The following is a 24,824-nucleotide window of genomic DNA, read 5'->3' as shown; positions in this document are numbered from 1 at the left end:
CTGTTACCGTGGGCCGCCAGCTGCGAGTTCACCGGTCTCCTGTACTTCGACAGTGACATCGCTCACGGTATCGGGTAAGCCCTGTCGGAGACGCTGTTCGAGGACGAGGCTCATCACTTCGGCTGTCGGTGGGTGGTCCAGGACAACGACGGCATCACTGTCCCCGCTGGTGTCAAACGCCTCGATCAGAGGATCGCCTTCTTCGAGCAGGAACCGGTGGTCCCAGTCAGCGATAATATCAGTGATGTCGCCTTTGTCGACCACCCAGCCGTCCTCGGTCAAGGTTCCGGTCACTGCGACAGTGACCGCATAGTTGTGGCCGTGTGGGCGACTACACTTCCCGTCGTGGTGCAGGATGCGGTGGCCTGTGCTGATACGGATCGGCCGGTCCTGGCCGACGTGTAGGGTCCGTTCGTCCTCTGTAAGATCCTGTGAGGACAAAGAGTGTTCTTCGAGGGCACGTTGAGCCATACTCAGAGATTACTTGGGTCATACTTAAACTTGAACCACTCGCTGAAGGTAGCCCCTCCCAGGCATATTGGTTCAGGATATGACAGTTAGGAGAGCGGAGGGTTAATTGAGGTCTCACACAGAAGTACTACACAGGTATTTAATGTCTGCATTCAGGACGCTCGAAAAGGATGAATATGGTCGCCGAGGCGTTATAGACACGCCTGCGGGCCAGATTCAGACCCCTGCGCTTCTCCCTGTTGCGAACATTATCGGAGGAACCACGCCAAAATCAGGTGGAATTTGGCGGTACGCCCGCCGGTATCTCTTCGAGAGCGACAGTGTCCAGGGAATCATGTTCCAGACGATGACGTTCCTGGACTACAATCTCACTCCGGACAACCTGGCGGACTGGCGTGAGAAGCCGCTCAAACAACATTTCGAGGAAAGCGATGTGGAACCCGGGTTCGACCAGCCGCTGTTTGTGGACTCTGGCGGATTCAAGCTGATGAACTCGACCACGTTCGGCCAGCCACCGGAAGAAGGTGGCAGTGAGAACGACTGGGGCATCTACACAAACCCAGAGAGCATCTTGGAACTCCAGCTGGACTACGGGGCTGACATCATCGCCACACTGGACTTCCCGATTCCACAAAACCTGAACCAGGACGAAGCCACGGAACGGATGAAAAAGAGCATCGACAACGCAGTCGAGTGCCTGCAGATGCTCAATGACCCCGAAAAACTGGATGAATGGGATTTAGAGGAAACTCCGTCCGTCTACGTGGCGATTCACGGTCACAGCTACGAGGATGTCCACTGGTACGTCAGCCGGTTCCTGGACCGGGCGGACGAACTCGATGAAGCCTTCGAAGGGTTCGCACTCGGGTCACTCGTCCCGCTCAGTAATTCTCCCGATGTCCTCGTCGATATCGTCCAAGGTGCGAAAGACGCGATACCCGAGGACCGCTACGACGATATCGCGCTTCACGTCTTCGGTATCAGCGGCCGACTGTGTCCGCTCCTCGCATTGCTCGGTGTCGATACCTTCGATTCAGCGAACTACCTCAAAGCCGCCCGCAACAAGAGCTTCATCCATCCAAAGACGTGGAAACGCACGAAGCTGGATCAAATCGAGGACTGGGACAACTGGTGTAGCTGTCAGGCGTGCCAAGACATCTATATCGATGATATGCGGCATGCCCTGTTGGAATCCGATGTCAAGTACAAACCAATCGAAGGCGAGCACGGCACTCATTTCAAAAGCGAGTACTACGCCCAAATTGCTCACCACAATTTCGAACTATACAGCCGCCAGATGCAGGACGTCCGCGACGCTATCGACAACGATGGACTGCTCGAACTGGTCGCTGACTTCGCCCAGGGCAAAAACATCGTCGAGAAAGGGTTGAACCGGGCACAGCTCCACAACCCGGAACTCCGTGAACAGCTTGCTGACCTTGGCTACGAGGCACTTGTGGCCGGGCCGGACACAGAAACCTTCCAGACCAAACTCTCCAGCTTCTACGACGATATCGACGATGAGCAGGAGGAGAAACGGACCATCTCGTTGAAACACGGGCCAAACGACTTCGATATTCTCCAGTACGACAGCTACCAGCCACCCAGTGATGCATCAGTACTGCTGATTCTGCCGTGCAGCCAAGAGAAACCGTACTCCGACTCCCGCACACACCAAGCCGTCATCTCCCGACTCACCGAGTACGAGGAAAGCTACCACAAGATTTCTCTCTCAGGACTGTACGGACCTGTACCCGAAGCACAGGAAACGGTAGAACCGGTGATGAGCTACGAATACGTCCTCACCACTGCAGACGAGGACCAAGTTGACCTCGTTGCGAACCGCCTGGCCAAGTATCTGGACCAGTACGGTGAGCAGTTTGATCACATCCTCGCCTACACGACCAGCAAGGCGTACCGCAAGGCCATCGAGGAAGCGTTCACCCGGTACGGTCGTGGTGAGATATATCCATCCGAGCCGCGTGCACTCCAGTTGACCGAGCACTTCAGAGGCGAAAACATCGACGAACTCGTCGACCGATTTGACACGTCGATGAGCTAGAGCGGACGCATCGTCACCGGAATCGATGGAGACCGTCGGGGGTTCTCCCTCTGTTCTCCGATACTTTCATTAGGTCTCGGTCTGCTCCCTTGATCAAGGAAACCCATGGCATCTCTACTCATTCAGTCATGCTCGGCTACAAAGCAAAACGTCGAGACAGCCGTGCCTGCCCTCGATTTGTACGATGGTTACTTCTTCAGGATCATCAATAAGGCGCTGCGCGCGGGCCAGTTCCGACCCGGACTTGACATCATAATTATATCAGCGAAGCATGGTGTTGTCGAACCTGACGAGGAGATTGGGTATTATGACCAGCGGATGGACACAGAACGGGCCGAGGAACTCAATGATGAAGTCGTCAACACAATCGCAAGTCACGTAACCCGAGAGGGATACGAGAACGTATGGATCAATCTGGGGAAGGATTACTTGCCTGCTGTTGATGGTCTCGAGGGCGCTGTTGATGTCCCTGTCGACTATATCGAGGGCTGTGGCATCGGGATGAAAGGCAAACAGCTGAAGCATCTGGTCTCGACCGGCCAGTCATTCCCAGTACACGGTGACTGACATGGTGTCGTTCGACGTTATCGCTGAGGCAGGGGAGGCACGACGAGGCCAGCTCCAGATCAACGACAGAACACTGGAGACGCCTCACCTGTTCCCTGTCGTCAATTTCTACGGAGGCGGTAACGAACCGGCCCTGTTCGGCGGTGGGATCCACAGGACGGTCAAGGAGTTCATTGTCAACCATCCACCGACCACCGGTGATGAAGACTACAGCGATCTCTTCCACGGCGTTATGACCTCGATCTCCTCCCTGACGGACTACGGGATCAGGGAGAAGAAACTCGAGGAGTACCTCGGTAACGAGATTCGCGAGTGGGACAAGTTCAGCGACTACGACGGTATGATCTTCGCTGACTCGGGCGGCTATAAGATCCTGAAACAGGACGGTGAGCTGGAAGGCGAGGACTTCAAGAAGGACATCGACCAGGACAAGGCGTTGGACATGCAGCTAGATCTCGGACCAGATATCGTCGTCAACCTTGATCACCCGATCCATCCGGACGACGAGTTCGAAGAACGGCTCGAGAAGATGGAAAAGACCGCTGCCAACGCTGGTCGGCTCGCAGAACGCCGAGACGAGGTCGACGGTGCGTGTTATGTGACCGTTCACGGATATTACGAGGCTATGCTTGAACGGTCCTTCGACGCTATCGAGGATGAGCTGGGCCAACCGATCGATGAAGTCTTCGACGGGATTGGACTGGGAAGCCTCGTCCCGCGCAAGGACAACGTCGAGGTCCTGATCGAGGCAGTCTCTGACTGTCGACGGGAGATGCAGCAACGCGGATACAACGACCTGCCGCTCCACGTGTTCGGTATCTCGGGGAACGCGATGCCGTTACTGGTCGCGGTCGGGGCTGACTCCTTCGATTCAGCCTCCTATCTCCACCAGGCAGTGAACGGCAAGTACTGTGTCAACCTGTTCGAGACCGTTCCGGTCGAGGAAGCAGACCTCCATGCCTGTGACTGCCGGATCTGTAATGACGGACTGCACCGCGACCGGATGCGGAACAGGCTGGATGACCTATATCAGAAAGACATCCTAGGCTCTGTCGCAGCCCACAACCTGGCGATCCAGCAACGAGAGCTACGCCAATTCCGCCAGCTAATCGCCGAAGCCGACGAGGATCAGATCGCTACGTATCTTGAAGAGGCCGTCAAGGACCAGAAAGGCTTCCGCAAGTTCGCCTACAAGCTGATCAATGAACGAATCAAGCCATACTTCGACGATGATGGAGAAACAAGCTATGCATAAAACACCGCAAGTCAACGAGGTCAACGAGTTCATCGAGATTGCAAGCGACTTCGAGGATCCGTTGGAAGTCATTCGAGAGGCACTGTCGAATTCCTACGACGCAGAAGCCACCTGGGTCGATATCGAGATCAAACAAGATGAGGAGGGCAGGAACACCCTCATCATCGAAGACAACGGCCACGGAATGGACGAACAGGACCTGGCATCGTTTTTCGATCTTGGGAACTCCAACAAGCACGACGCGATCGGATACAAGGGCCACGGTACCAAGATCTACTACAAAAGCGACAAAATCCGTGTCGAGACCGTGCAAGACGGTACACAGATCGTTTCGGTGATGGACCAGCCGTGGGAGACACTGAACGACCGAGAGCTCCCAACCTACTCCGTCGATACAGAGGAGACAGATGAGACCTCGGGTACCCGGATCGAGGTCCACGGCTTCCGAGCCGGCCAAGGATTTGACCCTGAACAGCTCACCTACAACAAGATCGAACACTACATCAAATGGAAGACAATCGGGGGCTCGACTGCCTGGCACTTCGATGATGACTTCCACGAATTCGATATCGAGGTCACGCTGTCCCCACATATCGACGATACGCGTGAAAATATCGAGACGTCCAACAAGCTAGAATTCCCGGAAGAAAACCTCGATCCTGACGGTGAGTTCGTCGCAGAGCGGATGTGTAAACACTTCCCACCGCGTGAACTAACAGTCACCCTGGACGATGGCCGGGAACTTACCATCGAGGTCGTGGGTATGGTCGGTGGGAAAGAGGCACGGAATGACCTCCCGACCTATGGCAAACACTCTGCCCAGTTCGGTATCTGGCTGGCGAAAGACCACATCAAGGTCGAACGCTACAACGATGCCATCGGTGCGGACAACGAGTTCTTCCATTTCTTCTTCATCGCAAACTGCCAGGACCTCGAACTCTCCGCCAACAGGGAGAAGATACGGAACAAATCCGGTGACGTCTATCAGGCTATCACGGATGAACTGGAACGGTTCATGACCAAGGTGTGCCAGGACACGTGGTACAACGACTACATCGCCCGCCGCAAACTCGAAGACAAAAAACGAAGCGTCCAGACCCAGGAAACCTCGCTACAAGAACGCCTGACTAAGACCAAAGAGCAGGGTGGTCTGTCCCCCTCGAACCCGGCCGAGGTCATCGCAGCGTTAGAACGGTACAGCGCGAATGGCTCACCGGAGACCGTCGAGATAGCGGACTTCCGGCTAGATGAAGAGGTCAATGCCATCGTCAACACCAATGAGGGCTACCAGAACGCGGCGTTACAGGTCAAGCTCAGTGATTTCTTCGAGGATGAGACACCGCTGACCCATATCGACCAGTTCATCTGCTGGAAGCTTGGCGACCTGGACGCCCTGACCAAAATCGAGCGAGCGTCCTATCTCGGGGAACCCATCCGCTTTGATTTCAGCAACAACACAGTGACGTATGGTGAAGGGGATGCGAAAACGATCCCCGTGCTCGAATTAGCGGATAAGGTGTAGGCTTCCGCAGGAACAGGATCCCAGTTTCAGTGATCGAGGTCCTCAACTCCGAGGAATTCCTGGAGGTTCTGTTCTAAGATCCGTTTGTGTTCATACAGGGTTCGCCGAGTATCGTCACTGTGGTTCGCGTATTTGATCTTGTCCACCATCCGGTTGATGTGCTCGATTTTCTGCTTGACCCGGTTGTAGGGCTGACGACGGAACGCCTGTTCATCCTCGGACATGAGTGCGAAGGTACCATCCGGCGTTCCGGTATCGATCGCTCCTTGCGGGGCCTCGGATTCGCTTTCGGCGGCAAAGTTCAGATACGGTTTGAAATCCGCCAGCAAATCCTGTTCTGCGTGGTCAGTTTGCTCCGTCGTCCACCAGGCGACTGTGGCAATGTCCCAAGGATCGAGTCGGCCGTAGCTCGAGACACTCGAGTCCTGCCGGACGAAATGTTGGCGGAGTCGGCTGCGGAGATTACTGGTTTGACCTGCGTATGCTGGCGTATCGTCGAGATCGAACATACAGTAGACGCCGGCATCGGTCGGGATTGAACTCAGATCCATTGGTCACGAGAAGAGACTATCTCAGCCAGTCTATAAAAATCCCGTTCGAGCGATGGTACGTCTCCCTGTACGAAACGGGTCTATACGACAGGGCAACAGAACCACAGCGTACGGCCAAAGAGACAAAGTCTCGCTTCGAGTGATATCGCAGTATGGACGTGGACGAGCCTGACCCGGACGATATCCGAGCCACCGTTACGAGCAGCCCCGTCGATGATGCCTTTGACGAGTTGGACAGCATCTTCACCAGATACGAGGAAACCATCACCCTAGAGATCGCGGAGGACACCTACGCCGATCTCGCACAAGACGTAGAGAACCTGTATTCGATGACGTGCTACACTGACCACGAATTGGAGTACTACAAGCGAAACCTCCCAGGTACCGTCTTCTCCACTCTCCCCGATGACTACGACGCGTATGACTTGGTCAAGGACGATGCCACGCTCCACCTCAAGTTCGATCAGTCCCACGATGACCGGTACTCGATCGATACACCGTACGAGGCCGTCGACCTCTCTGTACCGACGACAGACGCCTATTTCAAACAGTTCTACGACACAGTCCAATCACGCATAAGTGAGTACGAGCACGACGCTGGTTCGCTTGATACCGACGACCTGTTCAAGTGACCGACGAGGGAATCGCCTCCAAGCGAACCCTGCCGTAGCGTTCAGCTGGAAAGAGCCACTGTCCATCTTGGTTAGTACCGGTGCGGTCAGACCGAAACAGAAATCATTCACCCGGTCTCCAGGACCTGGTCCAGCTCGCGGAGCGGCATGAGTTACTTGACAATGAACGGATCCAACAGCTGCTCCAACAGGCCGCAGTACGGGTCGATCCCGTATTCAACCGCCGGGCAGTCCAAATACTGACCACGGTAGCGATCCGAGACCAAGCACACCCGTTCGCGACCGAGAGCGATCCAAAGACAGCGTCATCCGGGGTCACACTTGGATCCACCGGTGACGGTCACGAGGTCGTGCTTTCTCCAGAGGATTTTGTCCAGCACCTATTGACGGTGGGGCAGTCCGGGTCGGGGAAGACGACATTGTTCTACAATATGATGGACCAGGTACCGGTCCCGTTCTGGAGCTTTGACCTGAAACAGGATTACCGACATCTGATCCACCGCGATCCGTCAGTCCTTGTACTCCCGTGGCAGGAGTTCCGGTTCAACCCGTTGCGGCCACCGCCCGGTGTGCCGCCACGGCGGTGGGCACAGGTGTTCAGCGAGATCTTCGGGCACGCCACCGCGTTGCTCTCCGGGTCGAAGAACTACTTGATGAAACAGATCATCGAGCTGTACGACCTTTACGATCTGTTCGATGCAGTCACCGAGCCGTATCCCAGTCTCCACGACCTACAGGTGCTGTTAGAACAGGCAAAGATCAATTATGTGCGGAAGCAGGCCGATTATCGTGACACCGTCCACAACCGGTTAGAAGCGATGACCCTGACCGCCGGGGCTGTCTTCGACTGCAGCCAGGGCCACCCAATCGATGATCTCCTCTCACGGAAGGTCGTGTTCGAATTCGATGGGCTGGGACGTGACCTGCAAAACTTCCTGATGGAGATCCTGTTCGCCTACGTCTATGAGTACCGGCTTGCCCAGAACCACCGTGGCGGCGGGCTCAGGCACCTCTTTTTCCTAGATGAGGGTAAACGGGTGTTCAGTGTCTACAAGGAGCGACAGGACGCTGCCGGTATCCCGGCCATCGATGAGTTGACCGCCAAGATGCGGGAGTTCGGTGAGGGGCTGGTGGTGGCGGATCAGGAGGCCACCAAATTGACGGACTCGATCAAGGCCAACACGTACACCAAGATTCTGTTGCCGACCGGGGATGAAAAGCAGTTCCAAGGGATGGTCCAGTCGATGAACCTGTCTGAACGTCAGGCCGATATCGCCCGGTCGTTCGATACCGGGGAGGCCGTGGTCCAGGTCGGTAACCGAGATCCTGTCCCCGTCGACCTGACACACGTCGACGTGGAAAAGACGATATTCGACTCACTGCTGCGCGGGTTACAGGCAGAGATCTGGAGCATGCTGCCGTACACACCACGTCAGACCACCGCCGCCTTCCGCCAGACGGTAGGGAACGAATCGGACAAGGAAAACGAACCGACTGAGACCGATGATCCCCGTGATTCTGGCACCGATATCGATCTGTCCGATGAAGCGGTCCAGCTCCTCAAGGATGTCATCGACAATCCGTTCACGTCATTGACCGACAGGTACGAACGGTTCGCTAACGACTACAAGGCGAACCAGGTGAAGACCGAACTCGTCGACGCCGAGCTTGTAAGAGAACGGACCCTCACCCAAGGAACAGAACATCATAAACTGCTGGAACTGACTGACCGTGGCCGCAGCTACGTCGAGGACGAACTCGATCAAGACATCGAACACCGTGGCCGTGGCGGGATTATCCACCGGTACTGGCAGCACCAGATCCGTGACGTGTTCGAACTCGCCGGATGGACCGCGAAGGTCGAACTCTTCGACGCCGACGTCTACGTCTACATGGATGAGAAAGAGATCGCGGTCGAGGTCGCAATGGGTACCAACGACCGGGAAATTGAGCATGCGAAACAACGCCTTGACCGTGGCCTCGATGAGGTCTGGGTCGTCTGTCCGAACGAGTCAGTCAAGAACGAACTCAAGCAACAGATGGAGGATGAAGATCTGCCGATGGAACGGATCGAGTTTAGGCGATTTAGAGACTTCAGCGACACAGAGATATTCGAATCGAGCTAGTTAGCAATTTAGCTGAAACTGAATAAAGGGCACAGACCCAGGTTCAGACCAGAACCGATCGGTGAGACACACTGGTTCGGATGAAACAGATAGGTATCACGTCATTCCAAGGCCGACCAGTAGTCTCGGAGATACGCATCAACACCCTGGCCAGGTTGGAACCGTGGATAGAGATCCTGGAACTCCTGGCGGGCATCGGCATAACTTTCATCGGGGATCTCACTTGCACGCTTCGCTAGGTACAGCATCGCCAACGCCGGTGACCGTGACTGTCCCTTGTTACAGTGAATCAGCACCTGCTTCTCACCGAGGTGCTCCTCCACGAACTCAAGCGTAGCAGCTACGATCGGCTCTGTGAACTCATGGGACAGCTCCCGATCCATATCCACTATGTTCAGATAGAGATCACCGTCCCGCTTTGACGTCAGGTACTCCGGATGATCCTGTGGCAGACTCCCCTTGTAGCCGACCGCGTTCTGATGGCACGGATGTTTACACGCATGCACCACACGCCAGTCCTCCCCTGACGCTCTACGACACGACTGCTCATCACCAACGTATAGACCGTCAATGACCTCGATCATTTATAAACATCCATTTTTTCCCATACTGATATAAGAGTTGTCCGCCCAGTTTCGATTGAAAACCCAAGAGAAGGAAGGAGATGGGAAAAGCACCGTATAGAACGGCTCTTAACCGCTAATAGAAAGGCGGGTGTCCCCATTCAACAGACGGTTCAGAGGGGAAGCAACCGAAACCGGGTTGCAGAGCCACTCGAAGCCCGGTGTCTCCCCCATCTCCTTCTCTCACCAACGGTGACAACCAACCCAATGTCTACCACCCAGTACGTCGATGTCGAACGAACACTGGAAAACGTCGAAGACGAGTTGAACCCTGCAAACGCCAACGCAATCCAGGACTTCATCAACCACTGCGCTGCTGAAGGGATCAGTGATGTACAACAGCAACGCCATGCGCTGTCACTGAAAACCCTCATCAAGAAATTCGCCCCCGAGGGGTTCCAGCTTCGCGGCGCAACAAAAAGTGAGCTCAAACAGATCTTGGCCGGTGTCAATCGCAGCGAGTACGCTGACGCCACCAAGAACAAGTTCAAGAGCGGGATCAAGAAATTCTACCGTGTCGAAAACGGAGGTGAACAGCCTGAGAAAACGAAATTCTTCAACGTCGGGAAAAACGTCACACCCGTCAGTCGAGAGGATCTCTTCACGGAAGACGATAGGGAGCAACTGTTCCGAAGCTTCTCCAGCATTCGTGACCGGGCCTTCACGATGGTCCTCTATGAGTCCGCTGCCCGACCTGGGGAGTTGCTGTCCCGCAATATCGCCGACTTCACATCGAACGCCAAGGGCGACTTCATCTACCTGGAAGGCAGTAAAGGGACACCAGATCGGACTAACCAGCTTATTCGGTCCGGTCGAGCAGTCAGGGAATGGTTAGCCCAACACCCGTATGGTGGTGAGCTCGGTAACATCGAGGATCCAAGTGCACCCCTCTGGGTGAAAAGCGAACAGCAGGAATGCCTCCACTGTGGCGAGATTCCCCACCACCATGACGATGCCACCTGTGACTACGAACCCGACCTGCGTGACAGGATGAATTACAACAGCTACCTCCGTCGGTTCAAAGCAGCGTGTGAAAAGGCAGACATCCCAGAGAACAAACGGCGTCCCTACAACCTTCGCCACACCCGTCTCACAGAGGTAGCGACGTTCATGGGGTACGAACAGCTCAACAAATTCGCTGGCTGGGTCCCCGGGAGTAACCGAGCGAAAGTCTACGTCCACCTCAACAATGACGACGTCAACCAGGCAATCAGAGACCAGTACGGGCTTGACACAGAGGAGGACGACCAATCAGACATGACCTGTCCATTCTGCGATGCCACAAACCAGCAAGGGCACAGCGAATGCCGCCGGTGTGGACGCCCTCTTGATATCGAACAGCAGGCCAAGCAAGAACAGAAACACTCAATCATCGAACGTCTCTCTGAACTCGAAGAGAAGGGTGTCCTAGACAAACTGGAGCAGTTAGATACCGAGCTAACGACGTAGAAGATCAACAGAAAGCGGGGGTGGGCATACGCCCTAACCCGTTCTCTTCCTTTCTTTTTCTATGTCCCGTCTCATACCCAAGGATGTAGAAGAAGCACAACAGCTCCTAGAACACATCCAGTCCTGGTCAGATGAGGAAGTCGAACAGCTTCCGAAGTTCTACCGGGAGAAGGCCGAACGGTATCGGGAGCTAGCGAACAAGGGTGAGAAGTAACCTACATCCTTCCCAGTTACCCATTTTGTCCGGTGTCGGAGTACTTCGAGTATCCTGCTGAAACCGGTGACCAATCAGGTTCATCGCTGTCGTGGGACTCGATTCGAGAGTTGCTGGAGCAGTCAGATGATCGGGAGAAACAGCGACTCCAGGAGGAGTTAGAACGCATTGAGGAGCAGATAGAGCATCGTGAAGCACTCTATCGAGAGGCGGTCGAGCGGATCCAGAGCCAGATCGATCGGTACACGAGTACACTCCAGACGCTGTACAATCGCTCCTTTGGTGGTGGTTCAGATGCCCGTGAGCCGGTGAAGGAAGCACTCTCCGATCTGTATGATGATTTACAGCGAGAGAAGCGTCAGCACTGGCAGGACCGGCAGTCACTGGAGCAGGAGCGACGGGAGATACTACGGCAGCTGGACGAACTGGATGATGCTGCTCCACTGGATGCGTTCCTATAGTGTGGCCGCTACGACTCTTGGGCCTCTGTGGTGAGAGTGATTTCCCGTGTTTTCCCTTCCTTACCCCCACGGTGGTAGTCTGCTTGGATGATCTGGAGAAGTTCGAGGTGGCGGAGATAGTCGCTCAGCCGTCGTTGGCTCAGCGGGTCTTTCCCACTGATCTCACAGAGTTCCTCGTAACGGTCATAGATATCACCGGTGTAGACGCTGCCGACGGTTTCAGCTGACAGCTGATCGATGGCTTCGAGCAGGTAGTGGTGATGGATGGAGAAGTCCTTGAGCAGGACATCCCAGTACAGCTGGCGTGCCGGATGTTCGATCTCTTTGACCTCATCTTGGGTCAGTGTGTCTTCAACGGTGTCTGCGGCGTACTGGAGCCAGTGAAGTCCACGTCGGAGGTTCTGGGTCTGGGATGCGATGTACCCGAACGCTTGAGGGGAGACGGAAAGCGGGTCGAGTGACTCGATGTCATGTTCTGCCAAGATCCGTCGTGTCTGGTCCACGGAATACGGGTCGAACGCGATCCGTTGTGGGTGGAACGAGCTGTAGGTCCGGTCATCGATGACTTCCGCGAGGTCGTCGTGGTTCGCTGAGATACAGACGGTCGTCAATTGAGCGTCTGCATCCAGACGTGAGAGGTAATAGAGGAGGTCGTTGCCGTCGTTTTCGAGCAGGAAGTCCACCTCATCCAGGACCACGACAGCCGTGGTATCGTACAGGTGGTCTTCGATGTGGTGTTGCAGGTCGGATGTGTGATACCCGCTGCCGAGTTCCTCTCCAGTGAGTTCAGCGGCGAGGCGTTCGAGGACTTTGTACTGAGTATCATGCTCCATCCCTGTTAGATAGACTGTCTGTATCTCGTTGGGAAGGTCATCGAGGACGGTACGGGTGACCCTGGTTTTGCCGCTGCCGCGTGGTCCATAGATGTGGACGTTGCCAGGCCCAGGGCTGGTCAGTGCCTCTCGAAGTGCGGTCCGTTCTTGCTGCCTGTTGATGAGCTCTTTCGTGAGTTTGGTGGCTTCGACCGTGTCATCGCTTGGCTGCGACTCTTGGTTCATTGTACTCCACGTCAGGACCTGCTACTGATACAGGGATTTGTCCTACCCTCGTTTCGCTTGGTCCGAGGCCGTCGTCACGGGATCTTCACATCACTACACCAATATCCTCGATGTTATAATTTATATTAAGCTTCAATAAATATAGTTTCACAGTATCAAAAGAAGGGTGCTGTCCCCGATGGCGTGTTAATAGGCACCGGTAACAAAGTGGGTGGTGTATAGAGACGATGTTTACCTCATCGAAGAGACGTCGGACCGTCTTTGAGGACGAACAATCACTGAGCACGGCAAACCTCTCTGAACCGATCGGACGAGAACAGGAGCTTGACCAGATCGCGGACGCTGTTCGCCCGCTCTCTAGGGGCCAAGAGGCCGATAACCTCCTTGTCCATGGGCCAGCAGGGACAGGGAAGAGCACCTGCATCAATCACGTGTTGGACAAGCTGGATGAGGAGACCCGTGTGCGGACAGTTAGCATCAACTACTGGAAGTACAATACTCGGCCATCCCTGCTGACCCAGCTGTTGATCGAGCTGGACTACCCTGCCCCACGGAAGGGAAAGCCGATCGATGAACTGCTCACCGCGCTCAAAGAACGCGTCGACAAGGGAAGGAGTGTCGCCGTGGCACTCGACGAATTCGATCAGCTTGCCGAACAGAACGAGGTTCTCTACGATCTCCACGAGCTAAACGTACAGACAGAGAGCTGCTGCGGCATGGTCCTAGCGTCAAACAAAGCACCGTCCGATATCGAACTGGAACAACGGACGCGAAGCAGACTTGGCTACCAGACACTCGAGTTCGATATCTACGGGAAAGATGACCTAGAAGAGATCCTACGGAATCGAGCAGTCGAGGCATTCCGTCGGAATACACTAGGTGACGGCGTGATCGGACGTGTTGCCACGGCAGTTGCGGACGAGATCGAGGTCGGTCAGGGAGACTGCCGTCACGCACTCGAAGTCCTCCATCGTGCAGGCCGCGAAGCGGACAAAGAGAACGCTGACAAAGTCACGGTCGCCCACGTCGAACGAGCTATGAACGCCGCTAGGTTCGGAGAATGACCGTATTAGACTTCGAGTTATCGGGCAGGCCGACAGCATGCTTGCCCGGTAATTTATCTAGCGCGAGGTAATACTACCTCTGACGGAAAGAGGGGCTAACTACCGAAAATACAGGGACGACACGGTGACACCGTGAGCAAGGCGGACTATCCCAAATGCGGGCCCGGCAAATTCCCGGCCGTTGGGCCTCGGGATATGTCACTGTCTTGGTAAGGACGAGACCGGGGGTTCAAATCCCCCCTCAGGCTCTTTCTGCCGTACACTCCTTGTACGCACACTTTACGGGTTTGTCTGTCCCGAACACAACGCAGTCAAAACAGCCTCGTTTCACTAAACAGGGCATCCCTCGCCGTATGGCGATTCTCCAATCTATCAGGACACACAAACAAAACGGCAGACTGCGGCGGGATAGACCCGAAATTAACCGGGAGCGCATCCCTCAGGAACACACCTGATTTCGCTAATCCGCGCTCGCAGAGGAACGAGTGAAGCGTAGTCAGGAACCTGATAGAACACCCATCGATGCGGCTATTTATCGTGATTACGTGGCGAATGGAATTCCGCCGAAACGACTATTGGTAAGACTAGCGTATTACGTCTATATGTCTGAAGCGGCCACAAACGACGACGGCGGGGACGACATCGCCACGGTGAACTTCAAACTCACCGAGTCGTTCCTCGAACAGATAGACGATACGTGGCAGGGACGCGGGTTCAACAGTCGGAGCGAGTTCATCCGGTACACGCTTCGGGATGCCGTCGAGTTCCCGACGTTCGACCGCGACGAACTCGTCGCCCTGCTCGAAGCCGAGGAGGACATCCGCGAGGGACGGACGACGAGCGCCGAGGAGGCCCGCGAGCGGTTCGGCACGAGCGATGAGTGACAACGGGTGGACGTGGGAACTCTCCTCGACGGCCGAGGACGACCTCGATGCGCTCTCTCTCTCGCCGACCAAGACCGAATACTCGACAAGCTCGATGAGATCGTCTCCTCGCCGTGGCGCGAACCGCCGGAATACGGCGAGCCACTCCAAAACAGTCCGTACAAGAAGATACGTATCGGGGAGTTTCGACTCTCTGTGAGCTTCCGGCAGGACGACCAGCGGCTCGTCGTCGCGCGTATCAAGCGTCGCGGCGGCGCGTACACCGCTGACGACGACTAAGTGATCACAGGTGGTCCCCCTATCGCTCAGTATACTCGACAACCTCGGCGGTGGGGGCACGATGAGCGGGGAAGTACCGCCCGCGACCGAGGACTACGAGTTCACTTACCCGCTCGTGAGCGGGCGCTCCGAGGAAGACCTCGAAGGGTTCGGGATGAATCTGGTAGCTGATTACGAAGAATCAAGGAGAAAGCCTCGCGCTTCAGCGCACGGAGGATGTCAACGCGACTCCAAGCACGAACTCCTCTCGTGGCTTGTCCACTACGGGAAGCACCCCGAGAAGCGAGAGGGGCTGACAGATTCAACGCTTGAATCCATCCACTGCGAACTCGAAACCGTGTTCCGCTGGCCGGCATCGCCGCCCTGGTCGGCGAGTCGATCGCCCTGACGCCGTTTCGCACCCGCGCGGTCGACGCGGGCGAGCGGCCGCGACTCGGGCAGGTCAAGAGCGCCCCGCTCCGGATCGCGTACGTCTCGACGACGTACCCGGTCGCGACCGTCGGCGTCGCCGCCGCGGTGACGGCGCTTTCGGGGCCGTTCTCGCTCGCGTTCGTGGGCGGCGGGGTCGTCCGGACGCTCGGGCTCGCCGCGTTCCCGACCGTCTACCGCGCCGTCCGCGGCGAGCCCGTGAGACGGCGGATCGGCGGACGTAAGCCGCTCCGACCGTCCTCACTCGGCTACTTTCCGGTGAGCTACTTCCCGGTCAGCGCCTCGCTCGCGGGCGCGAAGTCGATCGTGTCCCCGATCCCGGCCTCGCGGGCGCGCTCGTAGAGCATGTGGGCGGCCGCGACCGTCTCGATCCCCGTGCCCCCGGAGTCGAAGACGGTCACCTCGTCGTCGCTCGTGCGGCCCGGGTGACCCCCGGCGACGACCTCGCCGAGGTCGGCCGCGATCCCGGCCTCCGCGTCGACGAGGCCCGCCTCGACCGCCGCGAGGAACGAGCCGGCGTCCCGCGTCGCCCGGTCCCGGAGGTCGGGAACGTACGTCGCACGCGCGACCAGTTCGGGGGGGAGCTCGTTCTTCCCCGGGGCGTACTGCCCCATCGCCGTGACGTGCGCGCCCGGCTCCACGTCGTCGTCGTCGATCACGGGGTCGCTCGACGTCGTCGCCGTGATGACGACGTCCGCGTCCGCGAGCGCCTCGCTCGCGCTCTCGACCGCGCGCACGTCGGCGTCGAGCCGGTCGTCGAACTCCGCCACGAACGATTCACGGTTCTCGGCGGTCGGCGAGAAGACGCGGACCGCGTCGAAGGGGCGGACGGTCGCGGTCGCCCGCAGTTGGCCGCGCGCCTGCGACCCGCTGCCGATCACCGCGACCTCGGTCGCGTCCTCGCGGGCGAGCGCGTCGACGGCGACCGCGCCCGCCGCGCCCGTCTTGAACGGGTTCATCGACGCGCCGTCGATCACCGAAAGCGGCTCGCCGGACTCCGCGTCGAAGAGCGGCGTCATGAACCACGCGTCCCGCTCGCCGAAGCCGGACGAGTAGGTGTATCCGCCCATCGCGCCGGTCTCCGGGAGCAGCGCGACGTAGGTCGTGAGCATCCCCCGCGGGTCCTCTCGGCCGAGTTTCGTCCGGGGCTCCGCGGGCGCGCCCTCGCCGATCTGGCGGTATCCCTCCCGGACGGCCGCGACGTAGTCGGCGGGCTCGGCGAGGTCGTCGACGTCGGCGCTCGTCAGAAACAACGTGTCGGTCATACGTCCCCCCATCGGGACGGGGTGACTAAACGGTACAGGCCGCGGCGATTCAGTCCGAGCCCGAGCCGGCGAGGGGTCCGCCACCGGGCGGTGAACCGGTCGAGGGACCGGCACCCGACGGCGAGGCGGCACCGGAGGTGGAGCCGGCCGCGGTCCGATCCGCGTCGTTCAAGGGTGCCCGCACGAACATCGCGTGGCCCATGAACGCCAACGCGACGCCCGCGCCCACGGGAACGGCCGCCGTCAACGACAGCCCGACCAGGTTCAGGAAGGCAGTCACGCCGATCAGGGCGGCCGGAATGAGTCCGAGGACGTAGTCGTAATACCTACTCATAATTCATGCGATCGTATACCACCCACCCATATAATATTTTCGTGTACCTCCGTAGTCATGGCTGCCGTGAACATGAAGAACCTTCTCATAACTTATGAATGGTATACGTACGATTCGAGCCGAAACGAACGGGCGATATATTCAGTTGGAGACGAGCGAAACCACGGAGTGGTTCCGATGGATGGTGTCGCCGGAAGCGCGGGACGAAGCGGGAACTGAACGAGAAAACGAGGCTGTCGTACTCGCGTCTACCGTAGTCGATGCGTCTACCGCACTCGGAAGTAGATCGCTCGCCATCCGCCGAGCGCGACCGCGCCGGTGACGAGGATGACCGCGACGAAGGTGGGGGCGACGCCCCCGCGGAACACGAACGCACGCAGGGCGAACCCGACGGCGGCCGCGGGGACCCACGAGCGTACGACGAGCGGCACCGACGACTTCGCGGTCTCGACCGCGCCCGCGGAGTACGCGCCGACCAGCGGCGCGAGGAGGGCCCATCCGATCAGGAAGGGAGCCCACACGCCGAGCAGGTAGGTCGGCTCGTTCGCGAGGAACTCGGCCGGTCTGTGGCTGAGCGTCCCGACGGTCAAAAGCGCCATCAACACGAGGACGTCGCCGATCGCGAGCGGCACGGCCGCGCGATCGAGACGCCGGGCCAGAAACGACTGGTCGTCCATACGCCCCCGTCGGAACCGCCCCTACTTTGTACGTACGGATCCGCCTCGGCGGGGTCGGCAGCGTCGGCAGCGTCGGGGTCTACCGATCACTCCCGTTCACTCGTACAAGGGGTACTCCCGGCAGAGTTCGACGACGCGCTCGCCGACCTCGTAGATCACGTCCTCGCTTTCGGCGTCGTCGATCACGCGGTAGATGAGGTCGCCGACCTCCCTCATCGCCTCGGCGTCGAAGCCGCGGGTCGTGAGGCCGGCCGTCCCGGCGCGGATCCCGGACGGGTCGAACGGCGACCGGGTCTCGTCGGGCACCGTGTTCCCGTTGAGCACGACGTTCGCGGCCGCGAGCGCGTCCTCGGCGTCGCCGCCCGAGAGGTCGGGATGCGACTCGCGGAGGTCGACCAACACCAGGTGGTTGTCGGTGCCGCCGGAGACCAGGGAGAGCCCGTGTCCCTGGAGCGTCTCCGCGAGGGTCTCGGCGTTGTCGACGACGGCCTGTGCGTACGCCTCGAACTCGGGTTCGAGCGCCTCCTTGAACCCGACGGCCTTCCCGGCGACGTTGTGCATCAGGGGACCGCCCTGCCCGCCGGGGAACACGGACTTGTCGACGTCGTCGGCGAACTCCTCGTCACACATCACGATCCCGCCGCGGCCGGCGCGGATCGTTTTGTGCGTCGAGCCGGTGACGAAGTCGGCGACGCCGACCGGCGAGGGGTGGACGCCCGCCGCGACGAGCCCGGTGATGTGCGCGATGTCCGCGAGGTGGTAGGCGTCGACGGCGTCGGCGGCCGCCTGGATCGCCTCCCAGTCGACCGTCCGCGGGTACGCGGAGTAGCCCGAGACGATGATGTCGGGCTCGAACGACTCCGCGGTCTCGCGGAGCCCCTCGTAGTCGATGTAGCCGGTCTCGGGGTCGACCTCGTACTGCTCGACGTCGTATATCTGTCCGGTGAAGTTGGCCGGGTGGCCGTGCGAGAGGTGGCCGCCGTGGTTCAGGTCCAGAGAGAGGATCCTGTCTCCGGGCTCGAGCACCGAGTAGTAGACCGCCTGGTTCGCCTGCGTCCCGGAGTGGGGCTGGACGTTGACGTGTTCGGCCCCCCACAGCTCCTTCGCGCGCTCGATCGCGAGCTCCTCGACCTCGTCGGCGTACTCGCAGCCCGCGTAGTAGCGCGCGCCGGGGTAGCCCTCGGCGTACTTGTTCGTGAGGACGCTCCCCTGCGCCTCCAGGACGGCCTCGCTGACGTGATTCTCGCTCGCGATCATCGCGAGCGTCTCCTCCTGTCTCGTCCGCTCGCCGGCCAGCGCGTCCGCCACCGCCGGGTCGACCGCCCGGAGGTTCTCTTGGTCCATACGCATCGTCGCGTTCGAGGACACATTAAGCCTGTCCGTCCGCGCACGGGACGGGAACGTACCGCTCATCGGACCGTTCATCGAACCGCTCAACGGTCCGATCACCGAATCGGCCGATTTCATTCGGTAGAAGCCCCCAAACGGCGTTGTTCGCTCTCCGTGTCCCGTTAATATTAAATAGATATCGGGATTGTATACGAGGAGATAGATGGTGTCGAATTTATTGGAATCGGACGTGGAAGACGTCCTCGAGGCGGCGTTCCCCGGGTCCGACGAGGAGTTGTTCGTGGTCGACCCGCCGGCGTCGACGATCGTTTCGCTCGTCGACGCCGCCGTCGATCGTGACGACTTCCCGACGATGTCGATGCTCGCTGACGAGCGCGTACTGAAGGACGTCATGGACGACTTCCTCGTCGCCTCGAAGGCCGCAGACCTCCTCGAGTCCGGGGCGTTGACGCTTCGAGTCCTCCCCGAGGACGTCGACAACGCGCTCTTCGTCTCCGAGTCGAAGGTCGTCGCGCTCGTGAGCGCCGGGGACCGCGTCGCCGCCCTCTCGACGACGGACGAGGCGTTCGTCTCCGAGGTCTTCGAGACGCACCGCGACGCGTTCGAGGAGGCCGAGGAGTACGCGCTCCGCACGCCGTCGATCAGCCGCGTTCGCGAGACGATGGCGGCCGACATCGGCGAGGACGTCCGCGACGACTTCGACGCGGTGCTGGCGTCCCTGGAGAGCGCGAGCGGGGACGACGGCGGGCTCGACGAGGTCACCGTCTCGCTTCTCGTCGCCGCGCGAAACGACGTCCTGCTGTACGACATCTCGAAGTGGGGCGAGGACGTGGGGATCGCCTCGAAGGCGACGTTCTCCCGGACGAAGACCCGACTGGAGGACGTCGGCGTCATCGACACCGAGAAGGTCCCGATCGACGTCGGTCGCCCGCGACTCCGGCTCAAACTCGGCGACGACCGCCTGGTCGGCGTCGACGCCGACGAGTTCGCCGCCGTGGCGGCCGAGTTGCTCGCGTAGCCGCCTCCGTCGAGGGGGATTTTTCCCGTCCTCTCGGGACCGTCCCCGTGCCCGCGGGCTTTTTTTGCCTCCTCCCCGTCGACCGTCGCATGGACATCGGACTGGTCGGCGACGGCCCCGCGGTCGAGGCCGTCTCGGCCGCGCTCGGCGACGTCGACGTGAACGTGATGCCGGTCGAGCCGTCGCTGCTCGACGGGTTCGACCTCGCCGTCGTCGTCGACACGACCGGGTCGGCCGCGTTCGACGTCGCGAACGACTCCCTCGACCGCTGGGTCGCCGTCGAGGTCGGCGGACTCGGCGGCGTCCCGCTCGCGGACGTCGACGCCGCGGTGACGGTCCTCGACGACGCCTGCTACGACTGTCTCCGGACCCGCGTCGCCGCCGGTGACGCGGAGGCGGCCGACGCGCCGAAGGGGCGGCGCTCGGCGGTGCGGTACGCGGGCGCGGTCGCCGGTCGGACGACGATCCGGCTGCTCGCGGGCGAACCCGTCGCCGACACGATCCGTGAGGTCCCCGGACCGATCCGATCGCTGCTTCCGGTCCCCGGTTGCGGCTGCGGTCCCGAACCCGGATCGGCGCTCCCGGTCGAGGGCGAGACGCGGTCGGTCTCCGCGGCGATAGAGCGCGCGGAGCGGGGGGTCGATCCCCGCGTCGGACCGATCGGTGAGGTGGGCGAACGCGAGTCGTTCCCGGTGCCGTACTACGTCTCGCACGTCGCGGATACGACCCGGTTCTCCGACGCTCGAGCCGCGGAGTTCGCCGCCGGGGCCGCGGACGACTGGGACGCCGCGTTCATGAAGGCGCTCGGCGAGGGGTTCGAGCGGTACGCCGCGGGCGTCTACCGGGAGTCGTCGTTCACGACCGCGACCGCCGACGACGTGGCGAACCCGGTCACGCCCGACGCGTTCGTCCGCCCCGACGACGCCGAGGCGTACTCCCCCGAGGACCGGCTCGCGTGGACGACCGGCGAGCGGTTGGACTCCGGCGAGGTCGTCGGCCTCCCGGCGGAGTTCGTTCACTTCCCGCCGCCGGAGCGCCGGTATCGACCGCCGATCACGACCGGGCTCGGTCTCGGCAACACCGGGGCGGAGGCGGCGCTGTCGGGCCTGTACGAGACGATCGAGCGGGACGCCACGATGACGACGTGGTACTCGACGACGGAGGCGCTCGGGCTCGCGGTCGACGACCCGGTCGTGGACCGGCTCACGAAGCGCGCCCGTGCGGAGTCGCTGTCGGTCTCGACGCTGCTCGTCACGACCGACGTCGACGTGCCCGTCGTCGCCGCCGGCGTCCACCGCGACGGCGAGTGGCCCCGGTTCGCCGCCGGGTCGGGCGCGGACCTCGACCCGGTCGCCGCGGCCCGGAACGCGATCGCGGAGGCGCTCCAGAACTGGACGGAGTTGCGGTCGATGGGGCGTGAGACCGCCGACGAGCAGGGTGCCGCGATCGGCCACCACGCCGACCTCCCGGACGCGACCCGGGAGTTCTTCCACCCCGACTCGACGGTTCCGGCGGCGGGACTCGGGGCGGCCGATCTCGGAGACGACGCGGGCGACGCTGACCATGCGGGCGACGCGGACGACACGACCGACGAGGACGACAGCGTCACGGAGCTCGACGCGGTGGTCGATCGGGTCCGCTCGGCGGGGCTCGACCCGGTCGTGGCACGCACGACGACCCGCGACGTGGCCGCGCTCGGCTTCGAGGCGGTCCGCGTCCTCGTCCCCGGGGCACAGCCGCTCTTCACCGGCGAGCCGTTCTTCGGCGAGCGCGCCCACGAGGTGCCCCGATCGATGGGATTCGAGCCGACGCTCGACCGGGAGTATCACCCGTTCCCCTGATCGGACGGTTCTCCATCCGCTCATAAGCTCCGTCGGTCCGGCCGGGTTCGCCCCGCGTGTTTAAGTGACGGCGCGCCGCGGTGGGTCGTATGGACATCGTAGCCGACGACGAGGTCGAGGCGACGGAGGCGGTCCCGGGCGTCCACCTCACGCAGGGGGCGGCCGGCGAGGAGGCGAGCATCCAGCGCTTCTACATCGAGCCGGGCGCGGAGGTGCCGGAACACGACCATCCACACGAGCAGGTCGGGACGGTCACGGCCGGCGCGCTCACCTTCGTCGTCGACGGCGAGGAACGGACGGTCCACGCGGGAGACACGTTCGCGATCCCCGGCGGTGAGCCGCACGCGGCGGTCAACGAGGGCGACGTCCCCGTCGAGGGGTTCGACGTGTTCGCGCCGCCGCGGCCGAACCCCGACTGGGAGGAGTAAGCGCCGGACGACTCCGCGGGAACGAGCCCGAATCCGGCTGCTCGGTCGGACGAGCCTCCTCGATCTCGCCGGTTCGTCCCGAGCGGCTCACCCGGGGCGGGTGGCGCGCCTCGATCGGTACGTTGCCGCTCGCGATCCCGTCGGTCGTAAATATCGTTCTCTGGACGCCGAATCGACCGTACGAAAGCACGTGTCGCGAGTCGGAGCCCGGGAGACTCTCCCGGTAGTATCCCGTCAGCTGTCGATCCCGGATCCACCGAGAACGGACCTGCCGGGAGTTGACTGTCCGATCGTTCCGGCCGACGGGGTCGATGAGCTCCATCCCTCGGAGGTCGTGACTGTCGCCGCATCGTGACATTCAAGCCACATTTTTACAACTACGGATGGTGTTCGTTTCATGGATTCTGCCATAAAAAAGCCGCTCGCCGTCCTCATGACGGCTATCCTACTCGTATCGGCCGTGGGTATGGTCGGTATCGTCGGTGCACAGACCCAGACCGATGCGGGTAACGGACCGACTGCGACGGTGTCGTTCGCCGACCAGCAGACGGACGGAACGACGGTCACCGTCGAGTCGGTGAACGTCTCCGAGGGCGGGTTCGTGGCCATCCATGACGACAGCCTTCTCGACGGAGCCGTGCTCGAGAGCGTTATCGGCGTCTCGGAGTATCTGGAACCCGGACTCCACGAGAACGTAACGGTCACCCTCTACGACGTGCCCGGTGCGACGTTCGACCGGACGGCGCTGAGCGAGGACGAGACGCTGATCGCGATGCCGCATCTGGACACGAACGGGAACGAGACGTACGACTTCGTCGCGACCAACGGCACCGACGACGGGGCCTACGTCGCGAACGGGAGCGCCGTGGTCGACGCCGCGAACGTGACCCTTCCGGAGCCGACCACCGGCGAGTCGTTCACCGTTTCGAACCTGACGGCTCCCGACGTCGTCGAGCGCAACGAGACCGTCGACGTCGCCGCGACGATCACGAACCCCAACGACGTCGCCGAGACGCAGGAAGTGACGTTCCGGTTCGACGGCGAGGTGTTGGTCCGCGAGGACGTCACTCTCGAGGCGGGCGAGTCGACCGAGTTCAACACGACCGTCGACACGACCGGGTTGGAAACCGGGACGGCGTTCCACGGCGTGTACACCCGTGAGGACGGGGCGGCCGCACGGCTGCTCGTGGTCGAGACGATCCAGTCGTTCGGCGTGTCGAACCTGACCGCGCCGGCGAACGCGACCGTCGATGAGCCCGTTTCGGTGACCGCCACCGTGACGAATCCGAACGCGTTCGCCATCGAGCAGCCGGTCGAGTACCGTTTCGACGGCGCTCTCGTTGACGCCCGAAACGTCGACCTCGACGGTGGAGAATCGACGACGGTCGAGTTCGAACTCGACGCCAGGGCATCGACTCCCGGAACCTACATCCACAGCGTGTTCTCGGTCGATTTCGGTGAGAACGCCCTGATCACGCTCGAACCCGCGGACGAGGGCGATACCGGAGACGATGCCGACGAGGGCGACGATGCTGACGATGCTGACGAGGGCGACGAGGCGGGCGAGGACGGATCCGATGGAGCGGACGGTGCTGATGAGGGTGACGACGTAAACGAAGGCGACGATAGCGACGACGCTGGTGAGGGTACTGAGGCGGATGAGGACGACGCCGATGAAACGGACGATGGTGACGACGCGGACGGAGACGACGCCGACGGAGCGGACGACGGTGACGACGCCGATGAATCGGATGAAAGCGACGACGCGGACGATGGTGACGTCGATGAAACGGACGAGGGCGACGACGCGGACGGCGACGAAGTCGACGGGGCGGACGACGGTGATGAGGGTGACGCCAGTGACGATGCGAACGAAGGTGACGACGCGGATGCCGGCGACGACATGGACGCCGGCGACGACGTTGACGAGGGTGACGAGTCGGCGGAAGAAGCCGAGAACGGAGACGACGAGGAGACGGAAAACGAAGAGTGAACGGCTCGTCGTACAGCGATCGGTCGCCGTTCGGTCATCGCACGTCCACCGACCGATCAAACGGCGCTACCCGGTGAGAACCGTTCTCACGGCCGAGCGCGGCGTGAAACACAAAATCCTTTTTTCTTCGTCGCGACGTCCAAAGCGAATGAGCGACTTCCCCGAGGCGATCGACGTCGACTACGCGGACGGCGAGGGCGAGGACCCGGGCGACTATCCGTCGCTCCAGCACAAACTCGAGAAGGCGATCGAGGTCACTCGGCACGGCCTC

Annotated in this window: 24 protein-coding genes and 2 pseudogenes; 18 read left to right on the top strand and 8 right to left on the bottom strand. The window is 60.5% G+C overall.

Going from position 1 to position 24,824, the window contains the following annotated elements:
• Positions 1–3: 3 nt before the first annotated feature.
• On the bottom strand, positions 4–471 hold the full coding sequence (locus EAO78_RS16215; protein ID WP_122106828.1) for a 6-pyruvoyl trahydropterin synthase family protein: 468 nt from the start codon (positions 469–471) through the stop codon (positions 4–6).
• Between the two features lie 142 nt (positions 472–613).
• On the opposite strand from EAO78_RS16215, the gene EAO78_RS16210 reads away from it, so the two are divergent.
• From EAO78_RS16210 to EAO78_RS16195, 4 genes are all read left to right on the top strand, one after another.
• The gene (locus tag EAO78_RS16210) at positions 614–2,533 is read left to right on the top strand and encodes a tRNA-guanine transglycosylase (protein ID WP_162498088.1); all 1,920 of its coding nucleotides are present in this window, start codon (positions 614–616) and stop codon (positions 2,531–2,533) included.
• Between the two features lie 105 nt (positions 2,534–2,638).
• On the top strand, positions 2,639–3,100 hold the full coding sequence (locus EAO78_RS16205; RefSeq protein ID WP_122106826.1) for a DUF6884 domain-containing protein: 462 nt from the start codon (positions 2,639–2,641) through the stop codon (positions 3,098–3,100).
• A gap of 1 nt (position 3,101) precedes the next feature.
• A complete protein-coding gene (locus EAO78_RS16200; RefSeq protein ID WP_122106825.1) occupies positions 3,102–4,355 on the top strand; it encodes a tRNA-guanine transglycosylase in 1,254 nt (417 codons plus the stop codon).
• The gene (locus tag EAO78_RS16195; protein ID WP_122106824.1) at positions 4,303–5,877 is read left to right on the top strand and encodes an ATP-binding protein; all 1,575 of its coding nucleotides are present in this window, start codon (positions 4,303–4,305) and stop codon (positions 5,875–5,877) included. The genes EAO78_RS16200 and EAO78_RS16195 overlap by 53 nt, the downstream gene beginning before the upstream one ends.
• Positions 5,878–5,903: 26 nt before the next feature.
• Here EAO78_RS16195 and EAO78_RS16190 read toward each other — a convergent pair whose 3' ends face one another.
• Positions 5,904–6,386 carry a GIY-YIG nuclease family protein gene (locus tag EAO78_RS16190; RefSeq protein WP_162498087.1) on the bottom strand — a complete coding sequence of 161 codons (483 nt, stop codon included), beginning with the start codon at positions 6,384–6,386 and terminating at the stop codon, positions 5,904–5,906.
• A 194-nt stretch (positions 6,387–6,580) separates the two neighbouring features.
• Here EAO78_RS16190 and EAO78_RS16185 point away from each other — a divergent pair, with 194 nt between their 5' ends.
• Complete coding sequence (locus EAO78_RS16185; protein ID WP_122106822.1) at positions 6,581–7,060, top strand: hypothetical protein; 480 nt, start codon at positions 6,581–6,583, stop codon at positions 7,058–7,060.
• Between the two features lie 350 nt (positions 7,061–7,410).
• Positions 7,411–9,186, top strand: a complete 1,776-nt coding sequence (locus tag EAO78_RS16180) for an ATP-binding protein (protein ID WP_238987741.1) — start codon at positions 7,411–7,413, stop codon at positions 9,184–9,186.
• A 101-nt stretch (positions 9,187–9,287) separates the two neighbouring features.
• Here the strand turns inward: EAO78_RS16180 and EAO78_RS16175 are convergent, their stop codons facing one another.
• On the bottom strand, positions 9,288–9,770 hold the full coding sequence (locus EAO78_RS16175) for a dual specificity protein phosphatase family protein (protein WP_122106821.1): 483 nt from the start codon (positions 9,768–9,770) through the stop codon (positions 9,288–9,290).
• A 246-nt stretch (positions 9,771–10,016) separates the two neighbouring features.
• Between EAO78_RS16175 and EAO78_RS16170 the strand changes: the two genes are divergently transcribed.
• From EAO78_RS16170 to EAO78_RS16165, 3 genes are all read left to right on the top strand, one after another.
• Positions 10,017–11,258, top strand: a complete 1,242-nt coding sequence (locus EAO78_RS16170) for a tyrosine-type recombinase/integrase (RefSeq protein ID WP_122106820.1) — start codon at positions 10,017–10,019, stop codon at positions 11,256–11,258.
• A 61-nt stretch (positions 11,259–11,319) separates the two neighbouring features.
• Positions 11,320–11,472 carry a hypothetical protein gene (locus EAO78_RS17970; RefSeq protein ID WP_162498086.1) on the top strand — a complete coding sequence of 51 codons (153 nt, stop codon included), beginning with the start codon at positions 11,320–11,322 and terminating at the stop codon, positions 11,470–11,472.
• 32 nt (positions 11,473–11,504) lie between these two features.
• Entirely contained in the window at positions 11,505–11,933 is a 429-nt protein-coding gene (locus tag EAO78_RS16165; RefSeq protein ID WP_122106819.1) for a hypothetical protein, read from the top strand.
• 8 nt (positions 11,934–11,941) lie between these two features.
• Here the strand turns inward: EAO78_RS16165 and EAO78_RS16160 are convergent, their stop codons facing one another.
• Positions 11,942–12,991 (bottom strand): Cdc6/Cdc18 family protein, encoded by a 1,050-nt coding sequence (locus tag EAO78_RS16160; protein WP_122106818.1) that lies wholly within the window; start codon positions 12,989–12,991, stop codon positions 11,942–11,944.
• Between the two features lie 227 nt (positions 12,992–13,218).
• On the opposite strand from EAO78_RS16160, the gene EAO78_RS16155 reads away from it, so the two are divergent.
• From EAO78_RS16155 to EAO78_RS16135, 4 genes and pseudogenes are all read left to right on the top strand, one after another.
• Complete coding sequence (locus EAO78_RS16155; RefSeq protein ID WP_122106817.1) at positions 13,219–14,055, top strand: Cdc6/Cdc18 family protein; 837 nt, start codon at positions 13,219–13,221, stop codon at positions 14,053–14,055.
• A gap of 602 nt (positions 14,056–14,657) precedes the next feature.
• Positions 14,658–14,939 carry a ribbon-helix-helix domain-containing protein gene (locus EAO78_RS16145; RefSeq protein WP_008307424.1) on the top strand — a complete coding sequence of 94 codons (282 nt, stop codon included), beginning with the start codon at positions 14,658–14,660 and terminating at the stop codon, positions 14,937–14,939.
• Positions 14,932–15,218 (top strand): annotated as a pseudogene (locus EAO78_RS18540) (type II toxin-antitoxin system RelE family toxin). Before EAO78_RS16145 ends, EAO78_RS18540 begins: the two are co-directional and overlap by 8 nt.
• A gap of 61 nt (positions 15,219–15,279) precedes the next feature.
• Positions 15,280–15,606, top strand: coding sequence for a hypothetical protein (locus EAO78_RS16135; RefSeq protein WP_203227917.1), 327 nt, complete (start codon positions 15,280–15,282; stop codon positions 15,604–15,606).
• A gap of 304 nt (positions 15,607–15,910) precedes the next feature.
• Here EAO78_RS16135 and EAO78_RS16130 read toward each other — a convergent pair whose 3' ends face one another.
• From EAO78_RS16130 to glyA, 4 genes are all read right to left on the bottom strand, one after another.
• Positions 15,911–16,912: an ornithine cyclodeaminase family protein gene (locus EAO78_RS16130; protein ID WP_122106816.1), complete on the bottom strand. Its 1,002-nt coding sequence runs from the start codon at positions 16,910–16,912 to the stop codon at positions 15,911–15,913.
• Positions 16,913–16,961: 49 nt separating this feature from the next.
• Positions 16,962–17,246 carry a hypothetical protein gene (locus EAO78_RS16125; protein WP_122106815.1) on the bottom strand — a complete coding sequence of 95 codons (285 nt, stop codon included), beginning with the start codon at positions 17,244–17,246 and terminating at the stop codon, positions 16,962–16,964.
• Positions 17,247–17,512: 266 nt separating this feature from the next.
• Positions 17,513–17,923 carry a DUF3054 domain-containing protein gene (locus tag EAO78_RS16120; protein ID WP_122106814.1) on the bottom strand — a complete coding sequence of 137 codons (411 nt, stop codon included), beginning with the start codon at positions 17,921–17,923 and terminating at the stop codon, positions 17,513–17,515.
• A 96-nt stretch (positions 17,924–18,019) separates the two neighbouring features.
• Positions 18,020–19,267, bottom strand: coding sequence for a serine hydroxymethyltransferase (gene glyA, locus EAO78_RS16115; protein ID WP_122106813.1), 1,248 nt, complete (start codon positions 19,265–19,267; stop codon positions 18,020–18,022).
• A 208-nt stretch (positions 19,268–19,475) separates the two neighbouring features.
• Here glyA and tbsP point away from each other — a divergent pair, with 208 nt between their 5' ends.
• The 5 genes and pseudogenes from tbsP to EAO78_RS18535 all read left to right on the top strand — a co-directional run.
• On the top strand, positions 19,476–20,291 hold the full coding sequence (gene tbsP / locus EAO78_RS16110; protein ID WP_122106812.1) for a transcriptional regulator TbsP: 816 nt from the start codon (positions 19,476–19,478) through the stop codon (positions 20,289–20,291).
• An 89-nt stretch (positions 20,292–20,380) separates the two neighbouring features.
• Complete coding sequence (locus EAO78_RS16105) at positions 20,381–22,132, top strand: YcaO-like family protein (RefSeq protein ID WP_122106811.1); 1,752 nt, start codon at positions 20,381–20,383, stop codon at positions 22,130–22,132.
• Between the two features lie 89 nt (positions 22,133–22,221).
• Positions 22,222–22,560, top strand: coding sequence for a cupin domain-containing protein (locus tag EAO78_RS16100; RefSeq protein ID WP_122106810.1), 339 nt, complete (start codon positions 22,222–22,224; stop codon positions 22,558–22,560).
• 397 nt (positions 22,561–22,957) lie between these two features.
• On the top strand, positions 22,958–24,553 hold the full coding sequence (locus EAO78_RS16095; protein WP_136516528.1) for a DUF7282 domain-containing protein: 1,596 nt from the start codon (positions 22,958–22,960) through the stop codon (positions 24,551–24,553).
• Between the two features lie 148 nt (positions 24,554–24,701).
• Positions 24,702–24,824, top strand: a pseudogene (locus tag EAO78_RS18535) (phosphoadenosine phosphosulfate reductase family protein); the annotation flags it as partial.

It is taken from the genome of Halobellus captivus, from assembly GCF_003697845.1.
GTDB lineage: Archaea > Halobacteriota > Halobacteria > Halobacteriales > Haloferacaceae > Halorubrum > Halorubrum glutamatedens.
Note: the sequence above shows the minus strand (reverse complement) of the source record. Positions and strands in the feature narration are given on the sequence as shown.